Here is a 9,868-nt window from a genome sequence, read left to right on the forward strand (position 1 = left end):
CCGTCCGAAGCGCCCCGTCTGAGGCGTTACGTCTGCCAGTAGCCGACTTCGCTGCCCGGGATCGCGGCGGAAATCAGCAGGTCGGCCATGTACTGCGCGACCGAGCGGAAGCAGAGGATTTCGAAGGCCGTGTCGTCCAGCGCCCGGATCGCCGCCGGCACCTGCGCCATGCGGGTGCGGCGAAAGGTGCCGGGCGGGACGGCCGCCGGCGACATGTCGGCCGGCGTCAGCTTGGCCAGCGCCTCGCGCGCGTCCAGCCCGGTGACGCGGAACACCGCCCGCGCGTCGGAGACGTCGAGGGCCAGATGATGCACGCCCTGTAACGCCTCGGCGAGAGCCGCGACCTTCGCCGCGGCCTCGTCGTAGTCGCACAGGAGCAACAGCTCGTCTGGCGCCATCCAGCAGAGCGCGGGCATCTCGCCCTCGAACCGGTTCGGGGCGGGGACGGTAACGCCCGCCACCTCTGCGGCGGCGCGCTGCACCGGCGCGGAGGACAGATCGCCCCGCAGCAGCACCATGCCGCGCGGCGGCTGTTCGGCGATGTCGGCGAAGCTGTCGGCGGTCATCCCGCCGAGCGCCGTGACCGGGTCAGACATTCTGCTTCTCCCCCTCCGGATCGAAGAATACGGGCTGCACGATCTTGGCGCGCGTCGTGGTGCCGTCGGTGCGGGTGAACTCCACCACTTCGCCCATCCGCTCCGGCCCGCGCCGGATCAGCCCCATGGCGATGCCGCGCCCCAGCGTCGGCGAGCGGTAGGTCGACGTCACCCGCCCTTGCACGTTGCGCTGGCCGTTGGCATTGCGCCCCTCGGCCACCGCATAGGCGCCGTCCTCCAGCACCGAGCCGTCCACCGTCTCCAGCCCCACCAGCTTCCACCGCTCGGGGTCGGTCAGGTGCGACCGCGCCTGCCCGCGCTTGCCGATATAGTCGTCCTTCTTCTTCGAGATCGCCCAGTCGAGGCACAGATCCTGCGGCGTGACGGTGCCGTCGGTCTCGTCGCCGATCATGATGAAGCCCTTTTCGGCGCGCAGGATATGCAGCGCCTCGGTGCCGTAGGGCATCATCCCGACCTCGCGCCCCGCCTCCGCCAGCATGTCCCAGAGCGCCCGGCCATAGCCGGCCTTCACCGCGATCTCGTAGGACAACTCGCCCGAGAAGCTGATGCGGAAGACGCGCACCGGCAGCCCGCCCAGTTCGCCGTCCTGCCAGTCCATGAAGGCCATCGCCTCTTTCGACACGTCCATGCCGCCGACCAGGTCCAGCACCTCGCGGGCGTGGGGGCCGACGACACCGATCTGCGCGTAGTGCTCGGTGACGTTGGCGGTGTAGACCTGCCAGTCCCACCACTCGGTCTGCAGCCATTCCTCCATGTGGGCATGGACATGCTCGGCCCCGCCGGTGGTGGTGTGGCACAGGAACGTGTCCTCGTCGATCCGGGCGACGACGCCGTCGTCCATCAGGAACCCGTTCTCGTTGCACATCAGCCCGTAGCGGCAGCGGCCGGGCTTCAGCGTCGACATCATGTTGGTATAGAGCATGTCGAGGAACCGGCCCGCATCCGGCCCCTTGACGACGATCTTGCCCAGCGTGGATGCGTCAAGCAAACCAACGGCTTCGCGGGTGTTCTTCACCTCGCGCTGCACCGCCTCCTCGACCGTTTCGGCGGGCTGCAGGTAGCAATAGGGCCGGCGCCAGTGACCCACCGGCTCCCAATGCGCGCCGTTGGCCATGTGCCAGGCATGCATCGGCGTCCGGCGCAGCGGCTGGAACATGTCGCCCCGCGCCTGCCCGGCGATGGAGCCGAAGGAGATCGGCGTATAGGGCGGCCGGAACGTGGTGGTGCCGACCTGCGGGATCTCGGCGTTCAGCGACCGCGACAGCACCGCCAGCCCGTTGATGTTGCTGAGCTTGCCCTGGTCGGTCGCCATCCCCAGCGTGGTGTAGCGCTTGGTGTGCTCGACGCTCTCGTAGCCCTCGCGCGCGGCGAGCTGCACGTCGGACACCTTCACGTCGTTCTGGTAATCGAGCCACATCTTCGACCGCAGCTCCGGCCCCGCGCCCTGCGGCATGATCCAGACCGGCTCGATCGGCCCGGCCGCCTCGGGCGCTGCCTGCGCGTCCGCCCCGGCATCCGCCAGCACATCCGCCGTGGTCATCGCGCCGTTCGCCGCGCCCACGACCCGGACGAAGGGCTGGCCGTCGGCGCCGGTCGGCGCCTTCTCCGGGTCGGGCCGGAAGAACGCCTGCGCATCGTCCCAGACGAGCTTGCCGCCGCAATGCGACCACAGATGGACGACCGGCGACCAGCCGCCCGACATCGCCACCGCGTCGCAGTCGATCACCTCCAGCACCGCGCCCTCGCCGGCCTGCATGGTCATCGCCACGCCCTCGACCTTCGCCCGGCCCTTCACCTTGGCCACGGCGCGGCCGGTCTCGACCCGCACGCCCAGGGCGCGGACGCGCTCCACCAAGGGGCCCTCCGGCGCCGTCCGCGCGTCGATCACCGCCGGCACCTCCAGCCCCGCCTCCTTAAGCGCGATCGCCGTGCGGTAGGCGTCGTCGTTGTTCGTCACCACGACCGTCCGGTCGCCGGGCGAGACGGCCCAGTTCACCACATAGTCGCGCACGGCCGAGGCCAGCATCACCCCCGGCACGTCGTTGCCCGCAAAGCTCAGGGGCCGCTCCAGCGCGCCGGTCGCGGTGATCACCTCCGACGCCCGGATCTTCCACAGCCGGTGCCGCGGCAGGTCCGGATGCGGGTCGTGGTCGGTCAGCCGCTCGTAGGCCAGCACGTAGCCGTGGTCATAGACCCCGACCCCCATGCAGCGGGTGCGGATGCGGACATTCTCCATGCCTTCAAGGGTTTCGACCGTGTTCTTCACCCAGGCGTCCGCCTCGGCGCCGTCGATCACCGCGCCGTCCACCGGCGCCCGGCCGCCCCAATGCGCCGTCTGCTCGATCAGCAGCACCTCGCGGCCCGCCTCGGCCGCCTTCAGCGCGGCGGCCAGCCCCGCGATGCCGCCGCCGATCACCAGGCAGTCGACATGCACGTGGAAATGCTCGTAGACGTCCGCGTCGCGCTCCTTCGGGGCGCGGCCCAGCCCCGCCGACTGCCGGATGAACGGCTCGAACAGGTGCTTCCAGGCGGGCCGCGGGTTGATGAAGGTCTTGTAATAGAACCCTGCCGGCAGGAAGCGCGAGACGTAGTTGTTCGCCACGCCCACGTCGAATTCCAGGCTCGGCCAGTGGTTCTGGCTTTCCGCCGCCAGCCCGTCGTAAAGCTCCTGCGTCGTGGCGCGCTGGTTCGGCTCGAAGGTCCCGCCTTCGCCCAGGTTGACCAGCGCGTTGGGCTCCTCGGCCCCCGAGGCGACCAGCCCGCGCGGCCGGTGATACTTGAACGACCGCCCCACCAGCCGCTGCCCCGCGCCCAGAAGCGCCGAGGCGAGCGTATCGCCCTGATAGCCGGTCATCCGCTTGCCGTTGAAGGTGAACTCCAGCGCCCGGCCGCGATTCAGCAGCCGCCCGCCCCTGGCCAGTCGGGTCGTCATTCGATGTCTCTCCAGCGCCAGCCGGGCCGCCTGGCCGTGATTGCGTCGCGGATGTCCTGCGGCGGGTCGGTCACCTGGGCCGAATAGGTGCCGAAGACCTCCAATGTCTGGGTGCAGCGCGCGGCGTGGAACCACTTGCCGCAGCCCGCGGCGTGGCGCCAGCGCTCGAAATGCACGCCGCGCGGGTTCTCGCGATGGAACAGATAGCCCTCGAAGGCATCGTCCGACGCCTCCGGGCCGACGCGCCTCAGATGCGCCTCGCCGCCGGGGGCCAGTTCCGTCTCGTCGGCGTCGATACCGCAATTGGGACAGCGCAGGATCAGCATGGCCGACCTCCGCGCAGCATTAGGGCGGGCGCAACGCGGCGCCCGCCCCGCAGGTGTCCGCGAGTGGTGTTACTCCGCGCCGGGGGCCGGCACGGGCTCGGCCGCCGCCGGAGCGGTTTGCTCGATGCCCGAGGCACCGCCGGGATGCTCGACCGAGGTGGTGCCGCTGGCACCGAAGATGACGAGACCCAGCAGGACGGCCACGGCGATGCCGGCCATCCAGATCCAGCCCGTTCCACCGCCTTCGGGACGGAAACGGTCGTCGGGGTCATGCAGGCCGTAGGCCGGACGATGGGGTTTGGGGACGTTCTCGTACATGGCACTTTCTCCTTCCTGCTCTGGAAGGATAGGACGCCGCTCGTCCGGCGGACAGGGCCCGGCCGCCCCGCGCCCGCGCGTGCGCCGAAAGCTGCGCGCTTCTGCACCGCGGCTAAGCCAAACCCTGCCGGCGTCGCCCGATTCGCCCCGGGTTCCGCGCCGCACGCAACCGTGATCGCCATTTCCCGTTCCATCTCCGCCCTTTACCGAACGCCGTTCATGACCGCAGCCAGTCCCGGCAGTGCCGCATCGCCGCCTCGACCTCGCGCCGCTGGGCGAGGCTCACGTCGATCGTGTCTCCCAGGCTGGGGATCTCGATCCTGAGCGAGCCGTTGGCCTCGATCAGCTTGTAGAAATTCTTCGCGGTGCCGCCGAAGCCGATATTCGTGAACAGGTTGTTGCCGCTGCGCTTCATGCCGAAGGCCACCGCCTGCCCGCCCGGAAAGCGGAAATTGACCTGCCGGTTGCCGGTGACCTGCCCCGCGTTCGGGTGCATCGTCAGCAGATACAGCGACCGCCCCGGCACCCAGTAGATCGAGAAGCCGACCCGCGCGCCCTTGGCCGAGCGCAGCGTCGACTGCGCCGCGCAGGAGCGCTTGGAATAGGTGCCGATCACCTCGAACGCGCCGAAGCGGAGCTTCATCGTGTTGCCCTCGGGCGCCGCCGGCGCCGGCCCCGTCGTCAGCGCCAGCATCAGCGCAGCGGGCATCAGGGCCGCCCGCACGGCCCGGCTCAGGTTCCTTGTCATCGCACGCATCGCAGTGGTCCTTCCTCGTTCGCGTGGCAGCCCCGCCCGGTCGTCGGACGGCACGAGAAGAGACGCGCGGGCCCCCAGCGGCCCCGTCCCCCGGTGTCGGACTCGCCCAGCAGACGGGCAGAATCCTTGCCGGAGGGTAAACAAAATCTGGGGGATCTGCGAGAGTGCGACACAAGATTTGACCGGCTTCGGCGCGGCCACGCCTGCCTGTCGCGCCCGCGCCCCGGACCGCGACTGCCGGGCCGCCCGGTCAATGCGCCACCCCCGCCGCGACGCTTTCGTCCACGAAGCGCCCCTCGCGGAAGCGGTGCATCTCGAACCCGTCGGCCAGCGGCGAGGCGCCCTTCGCCATCAGCTCCGCCATCGCCCAGCCGGAGCCGGGGATCGCCTTGAACCCGCCGGTGCCCCAGCCGCAGTTGATGAAGCAGTTCTCCACCGGCGTCTTCGAGATGATCGGCGAGCGGTCGCCGGTCATGTCGACGATCCCGCCCCATTGCCGCAGCATCTTCAGCCGCGAGATGATCGGGAAGGTCTCCACCAGCGCGCGGACGGTCTCCTCGACATGGTGGAACGAGCCGCGCTGGGTGTAGTTGTTGAACCCGTCCGCGCCGCCGCCGATCACCATCTCGCCCTTGTCCGACTGGCTCATGTAGCCGTGGACGGTGTTGGCCATCACCACGACGTCCATGCAGGGCTTGATCGGCTCGGACACGAGCGCCTGCAGCGCCACCGACTCGATCGGCAGCCGGAACCCGGCCATCTCGGCCACCACGCCGGAATGCCCCGCCACCACGATCCCCAGCTTGCCGCAGCCGATGTCGCCCCGCGTCGTGGTCACGCCCGACACCTTGCCGCCCTCGGTCCGGATGCCGGTGACCTCGCATTTCTGGATGATGTCCATCCCCATGTCGGAACACGCCCGCGCATAGCCCCAGGCGACCGCGTCGTGCCGCGCCGTCCCGGCCCGCGCCTGCCACAGCGCGCCCAGCACCGGATAGCGGGGCCCCTCCAGGCTGATGATCGGGCACAGCTCCTTCACCCGGTCGGGGCTTACGAACTCGGTCTTCACCCCCTGCAGGCTGTTGGCATGCGCCGTCCGACGATAGCCGCGCACCTCGTGCTCGGTCTGCGCCAGCATCAGCACGCCGCGCGGCGAGAACATGATGTTGTAGTTCAGCTCCTGGCTCAGCGTCTCGTAGAGGCTGCGCGCCTTCTCGTAGATCGCCGCCGACGGGTCCTGGAGGTAGTTCGAGCGGATGATCGTCGTGTTCCGCCCGGTATTGCCGCCGCCGAGCCAGCCCTTCTCCAGCACCGCGACATTGGTGATGCCGAAATTCTTGCCCAGGTAGTAGGCCGTGGCCAGCCCGTGCCCCCCGGCGCCGACGATCACCACGTCGTACTGCGCCTTCGGCTCGGGCGAGCGCCAGGCGCGCTCCCAGCCGATATGGCCGCGAAGCGCCTCGCGGGCGATGGCAAAGGCGGAGTAACGTTTCATCCGGCGAATCCCTCGGGCACGGTTTCGCTTTTGTGGAACCTCGGGCGCGGTGCCGATAGACGCTCCGCGGCATTTGCGGCCGGATTTGCGACATGGCCCCGGCCGCGCTCCGTTCCGCACGGAGGCGTGACGCCGCAGGGGCCGATTAAGGGTTTTGCACGGCCGCCTCAGTGGATAGATGGACACCCGGAAACGGAGGATACATGGCGGAGTGGGCGTTCTGGATCGTCGCGGGGCTTCTGGCGCTTCTGGTCGCGGCGCTGATGCTTCTGGCACTGATGCGCGGGCGGCGGCAGGCGACGCCGGCGGCCGCCTATGACGTGCAGGTCTATCGCGACCAGCTGGCCGAGGTCGAGCGCGACCTCGCCCGCGGCGTCGTCACCGAGGACGAGGCACAGCGCACCCGCACCGAGGTCTCGCGCCGCCTGCTGGAGGCCGACCGCGCCGCGCAGGCCGCCCGCGCCGCCGGCACCGCGCCGCGGCCCGCCACCTACGGCGCCGCCGCGCTGGTGGTGGCGATCCTCGCCGGCAGCTTCGGCGTCTATTACGCCGTCGGCGCGCCGGGCTATCCCGATCTGCCGCTGAGCGCCCGCCTCGACGCCGCCGAGGAGCGCCGCGCCAACCGTCCCGACCAGGAGACGGCCGAGGCCCAAGCTTTGGCCCGCCTGCCCGAGCGCGAGGCGCCCGACGAACGCTTCACCGAGCTGATGGACCGCCTGCGCGCCGCGCTGGAGGAGAACCCCGACGACCTGCAGGGCCTGCAACTCCTGGTCGTCAACGAGGCCCGGCTGGGCAACTTCAAGGCGGCCTACGAGGCGCAGGAGCGCCGCATCGAGGTGATGGGCGAGGACGCCACCGCCACCGACTGGGCCGATCTCGCCGACCTGATGGTGCTGGCCGCCGGCGGCTATGTCTCGCCCGAGGCCGAGGCGGCGATCGACAAGGCGCTGGAAATGGATCCCGACAACGGCCCCGCGCGCTACTATTCCGGCGTCACCTATGCCCAGACCGGGCGGCCGGACCGGGCCTTCGAGATCTGGCGCGGGCTGTTGCAGGACTCCCGGATGTCCGACCCTTGGGTGCAGCCGATCCTGCAACAGATGCCGCGCGTCGCCGCGCTGGCCGGCGAGCGCTGGTCGCCGCCCGAGGCCGCCGCGCCGGAACGCGGCCCCACCGCCGCCGATATGGAGGCCGCCGCCGACATGGCGCCCGAGGACCGCCGGCAGATGATCCAGAACATGGTCGACGGCCTCGCCGACCGGCTGGCCTCCGAGGGCGGCCCGCCCGAGGACTGGGCGCGGCTGATTGGCGCGCTGGGCGTGCTGGAGGAGACCGAGCGCGCCGCGGCGATCTGGGACGAAGCGCAGGGCGTCTTCGCCGACGCGCCGGACGCGCTGCAGACGATCCGCGCCGCGGCGCTCCGCGCCGGGGTCGCCGAGTGATCTGCGACGACATCGCCGCGTTCGCCGCCGCCCTGCCCCCGATGCGCGGCATCGCCGGGCTCGACTTCGGCACCAAGACCATCGGCGTCGCGGTGGCCGACCGGCTGCTGCAATCGGCCACCCCTTTGGAAACCATCCGGCGCAAGAAATTCACCCAGGACGCCGAGCGGCTGTTGCAGATCGCGGCGGAGCGCGAGCTCGCGGGCCTCGTGCTGGGCCTGCCGGTGAACATGGACGGCAGCGAGGGCCCGCGCTGCCAGTCCACCCGCGCCTTCGCCCGGAACCTGTCGCGCCTCACCGACCTGCCCATCGCCTTCTGGGACGAACGCCTGTCCACCGTGGCCGCCGAGCGCGCGCTTCTGGAGGCGGATACGTCGCGGCGCCGCCGGGCCGAAGTGATTGACCATGTGGCCGCAGGCTTTATCCTTCAGGGAGCGCTGGACCGCATCCGGCACCTGAGGCAGGAGCAGTGAAAGACCACGGCGACACTCCGGGCGGCATCGACTCGCCCTGCATACGCATTTGCGTCATCCATCCCGAGGCACGCATCTGCACGGGCTGTCTGCGCACGATCGAGGAAATCACCGGCTGGACCGCGATGAGCCCCGAGGAACGCCGGGCGCTGATGGACGAGCTGCCGGAGCGCAAGGGCCGCCTGCGCAAACGCCGCGGCGGCCGCCGGGCGAAGGACGCGCGCCGGACGGCCTCCTGACGGGCCCCGCGCAAGGCGCCGCCGCACGGGGGGCAACGCGCGGCCCTTACCCGAACAGCGCCGCGCGCAGCATGTTCAGCGCCACCAGGAACAGAAACACCGCAAAGACGCGCCGGAGCGGCGCCGGATCGAGCCGGTGCGCCAGCTTCACGCCCAGCGGCGTGGTCAGCAGCGTCATGCTGATCACGATGGCGAAGGCCGGCAGGTTGATCGCCCCCACCGTGAAGGGCGGCCGGAACGCCGGGTCGATCTCGACGAACAGAAAGCCGATGACCGAGGGCACCGCGATCAGCAGGCCGAACCCCGCCGCCGTCGCCACCGCCCGGTGGATCGGCATTCCGTAGAGCGTCATCACCGGCACCCCGAAGCTGCCGCCGCCGATCCCCATCAGCACCGACAGAAAGCCGACCGCGGGCGACAGCGCCGCGCGCGCGGCGCCCGTCGGCATCGCCGCGCCCAGCCGCCAGTCGCGCCGGCCGAACGCCATGTAGAGCGAGATCACGATGGCCAGCACGCCGAAGATCGCCTGCAGCGCGACGGTGCGCAGGCTGGCGGCCACCAGCACGCCGACCACCGCGCCCACCGCGATGCCCGGCGCCCAGGTCTTCAGCACCGTCCAGTCGACCGCCCCCTTCTTGTTGTGGCCGTGGACCGAGCGTACCGAGGTCACGACGATGGTCGCCAGCGAGGTGGCCAGGCAGATCTGCATCAGCTGCGGCCCAAGGTAGCCGAGCGCGGTGAAGCTGTAGAAGAAGGCCGCCACCAGCACGATGCCGCCCCCCACGCCCAGAAGCCCGGCGAGCACGCCGGCGAAGGCGCCGATGGCGATCAGGATCAGGGCGAGCTGGATCAGCAGGGCGGTCTCGGGCATGGGCGGGCCTCTTCGGTGCGGTTGCCCCGCTAAACCGCATCCCGGCCGGAAGGTCCATGCCCTGCCGCTGTGACGCGGTCGGCGGCAAGCGGTTTCGAAACCGCTTGCAAGGGCCTTGCAAGGCCCTTGTCCAAGGCGCTTGCAAACGCCTTGCGGCGGGCTCCCCCGGACGCTCGCGACACTGCGTCCCGGCGCAGGGCCGGCCGGGTACAGCACGCGGGCCAGTCCTGTCGTGCGGACGCCATCACACTACACGACACAACTTCCTCGGCGTTGCCGGATAGCGGTCCCGGTCGAGCGGAGCGCCGTGCAGCGCCGACCCGCCGGGGCGCGGTCGAGCTTTGCGATGCCGGAGACATAAGCATGTATGTCGAACACTTGGCACCGTCCTCGCCAGT

At 70.6% G+C, this 9,868-nt stretch carries 10 protein-coding genes; 3 read left to right on the forward strand and 7 right to left on the reverse strand.

All coding sequences use genetic code 11. The features are described 5' to 3' along the window. Positions 1 to 26: 26 nt before the first annotated feature. From P1J78_RS17330 to P1J78_RS17355, 6 genes are all read right to left on the reverse strand, one after another. Positions 27 to 596: a sarcosine oxidase subunit gamma gene (locus tag P1J78_RS17330; protein WP_275568636.1), complete on the reverse strand. Its 570-nt coding sequence runs from the start codon at positions 594 to 596 to the stop codon at positions 27 to 29. Continuing rightward, positions 589 to 3,549: a sarcosine oxidase subunit alpha family protein gene (locus P1J78_RS17335; RefSeq protein ID WP_275568637.1), complete on the reverse strand. Its 2,961-nt coding sequence runs from the start codon at positions 3,547 to 3,549 to the stop codon at positions 589 to 591. Before P1J78_RS17335 ends, P1J78_RS17330 begins: the two co-directional genes overlap by 8 nt. Then, positions 3,546 to 3,875, reverse strand: a complete 330-nt coding sequence (locus P1J78_RS17340) for a sarcosine oxidase subunit delta (RefSeq protein WP_275568638.1) — start codon at positions 3,873 to 3,875, stop codon at positions 3,546 to 3,548. Before P1J78_RS17340 ends, P1J78_RS17335 begins: the two co-directional genes overlap by 4 nt. A 69-nt stretch (positions 3,876 to 3,944) precedes the next feature. Next, positions 3,945 to 4,193 carry a hypothetical protein gene (locus P1J78_RS17345; RefSeq protein WP_275568639.1) on the reverse strand — a complete coding sequence of 83 codons (249 nt, stop codon included), beginning with the start codon at positions 4,191 to 4,193 and terminating at the stop codon, positions 3,945 to 3,947. Positions 4,194 to 4,410: 217 nt separating this feature from the next. Further along, positions 4,411 to 4,950 carry a hypothetical protein gene (locus tag P1J78_RS17350; RefSeq protein ID WP_275568640.1) on the reverse strand — a complete coding sequence of 180 codons (540 nt, stop codon included), beginning with the start codon at positions 4,948 to 4,950 and terminating at the stop codon, positions 4,411 to 4,413. Positions 4,951 to 5,200: 250 nt separating this feature from the next. Next, positions 5,201 to 6,445 carry a sarcosine oxidase subunit beta family protein gene (locus tag P1J78_RS17355; RefSeq protein WP_275568641.1) on the reverse strand — a complete coding sequence of 415 codons (1,245 nt, stop codon included), beginning with the start codon at positions 6,443 to 6,445 and terminating at the stop codon, positions 5,201 to 5,203. Between the two features lie 203 nt (positions 6,446 to 6,648). Here P1J78_RS17355 and ccmI point away from each other — a divergent pair, with 203 nt between their 5' ends. From ccmI to P1J78_RS17370, 3 genes are read left to right on the forward strand one after another with little or no spacing between them, the layout of a single operon-like run. Next, a complete protein-coding gene (gene ccmI / locus P1J78_RS17360; protein ID WP_275568642.1) occupies positions 6,649 to 7,887 on the forward strand; it encodes a c-type cytochrome biogenesis protein CcmI in 1,239 nt (412 codons plus the stop codon). Continuing rightward, entirely contained in the window at positions 7,884 to 8,360 is a 477-nt protein-coding gene (ruvX, locus tag P1J78_RS17365; protein ID WP_275568643.1) for a Holliday junction resolvase RuvX, read from the forward strand. The genes ccmI and ruvX overlap by 4 nt, the downstream gene beginning before the upstream one ends. After that, a complete protein-coding gene (locus tag P1J78_RS17370; protein ID WP_275568644.1) occupies positions 8,357 to 8,599 on the forward strand; it encodes a DUF1289 domain-containing protein in 243 nt (80 codons plus the stop codon). Before ruvX ends, P1J78_RS17370 begins: the two co-directional genes overlap by 4 nt. Before the next feature lie 46 nt (positions 8,600 to 8,645). Here the strand turns inward: P1J78_RS17370 and P1J78_RS17375 are convergent, their stop codons facing one another. Continuing rightward, on the reverse strand, positions 8,646 to 9,470 hold the full coding sequence (locus P1J78_RS17375) for a sulfite exporter TauE/SafE family protein (protein ID WP_275568645.1): 825 nt from the start codon (positions 9,468 to 9,470) through the stop codon (positions 8,646 to 8,648). Positions 9,471 to 9,868 lie beyond the last annotated feature (398 nt).

The sequence above is a fragment of the Psychromarinibacter sediminicola genome (assembly GCF_029168335.1).
GTDB lineage: Bacteria > Pseudomonadota > Alphaproteobacteria > Rhodobacterales > Rhodobacteraceae > Psychromarinibacter > Psychromarinibacter sediminicola.

Bases quoted from the DNA above. Each gene is read 5' to 3' on its own strand.
- P1J78_RS17335 (WP_275568637.1), bottom strand. From the start codon at position 3,549: ATGACGACCCGACTGGCCAGGGGCGGGCGGCTGCTGAATCGCGGCCGG.
- P1J78_RS17375 (WP_275568645.1), bottom strand. From the start codon at position 9,470: ATGCCCGAGACCGCCCTGCTGATCCAGCTCGCCCTGATCCTGATCGCC.
- P1J78_RS17330 (WP_275568636.1), bottom strand. From the start codon at position 596: ATGTCTGACCCGGTCACGGCGCTCGGCGGGATGACCGCCGACAGCTTC.
- P1J78_RS17355 (WP_275568641.1), bottom strand. From the start codon at position 6,445: ATGAAACGTTACTCCGCCTTTGCCATCGCCCGCGAGGCGCTTCGCGGC.
- ccmI (WP_275568642.1), top strand. From the start codon at position 6,649: ATGGCGGAGTGGGCGTTCTGGATCGTCGCGGGGCTTCTGGCGCTTCTG.
- P1J78_RS17350 (WP_275568640.1), bottom strand. From the start codon at position 4,950: ATGCGTGCGATGACAAGGAACCTGAGCCGGGCCGTGCGGGCGGCCCTG.
- P1J78_RS17345 (WP_275568639.1), bottom strand. From the start codon at position 4,193: ATGTACGAGAACGTCCCCAAACCCCATCGTCCGGCCTACGGCCTGCAT.
- P1J78_RS17340 (WP_275568638.1), bottom strand. From the start codon at position 3,875: ATGCTGATCCTGCGCTGTCCCAATTGCGGTATCGACGCCGACGAGACG.